The organism is Stenotrophomonas sp. HMWF003, assembly GCF_003061285.1.
GTDB lineage: Bacteria > Pseudomonadota > Gammaproteobacteria > Xanthomonadales > Xanthomonadaceae > Stenotrophomonas > Stenotrophomonas maltophilia_AP.
Genome location: NZ_QAIW01000294.1, coordinates 1 through 919, shown reverse-complemented (window position 1 = coordinate 919; position 919 = coordinate 1). Strand labels below are relative to the sequence as shown.

Annotated in this window: 1 protein-coding gene; it reads right to left on the bottom strand. The window is 66.9% G+C overall.

Going from position 1 to position 919, the window contains the following annotated elements:
- The coding region (locus DBR34_RS22860; protein WP_258223865.1) for an HDOD domain-containing protein at positions 1–555 on the bottom strand (555 nt) is incomplete at its 3' end.
- Positions 556–919: the final 364 nt, after the last annotated feature.

Genomic DNA, 919 nt, shown 5'->3' with positions numbered 1-919 from the left:
GACGTCGGCATGGGTGCACTGCAGGTGTTCGCGCTCAAGCGCGACCAGCGCCTCGTTGTCGGCGGCCTGGCGCAGCAGCGGCAGGTAGGTGTCCGGCTGGGCCTGGGCCAGCACCAGGATGCCCAGGTCCTGCAGCAGGCCGGCCAGCATCAGTTCTTCGGCCTTGCGCAGGCCGCGGGCCTGGCCCAGCAGGCTGGCCGCCAGCGCGCTGAGAATGCTGCGCCGCCACGCACGTTCGCGCAGGTCCTGGCCGTCGCCGGGCGCGGTGAGGCCCTGGGTGACGGTGAAGCCGAGCGCGAGGCTGACGGTGGCATTCAAGCCCAGCATGGTCAGCGCCTGGCCGAGGTTTTCGATGCGGCGGCGGCTGGCATACAGCGGCGAGTTGGCGATGCGCAGCATGCGCGCGCTCAGCGCCATGTCGATGGCGATGATGTCGGCGGCGGTGGTGATGTCCGCTTCCGGGTCCTGGGCCAGTTCGATGATGCGCAGGGCAATACCGGGCGGCGAGGGCAGGTTGCGGCAGAGCGCCAGGGCGGCTGTCAGCTCGGGAGGCATGGCATGGCTATTGGTGTGTTGGGGCAAGAATACATGGAGTGCGTCACAGATTTGGGCGTTGATACTTGCGTTGGCGGATCGATTGGGCGTCGGCACTGCGTTTGCCGATGCGCCACGTGCTGCAAAACCAACGGGCAGATCGCGGCGGGCGGGGTCATCGCGCCCTTGGTAACACATTCCCCGGCGCAGGGGGAGGGGCGCTAACATGCGCGCTCCCCTTGCATGGATGACGCACGACATGGCCGTAAAGACGTTGCAGGAGTTTTTGTTCACCACCCAGGAGAAGGATGTCAGCGCGGATGCGTTCGAGCTGGAAAGTCCGCACATGCTGGAAGTCCGGGTGGACGGGATGGTCTGGGCGAAG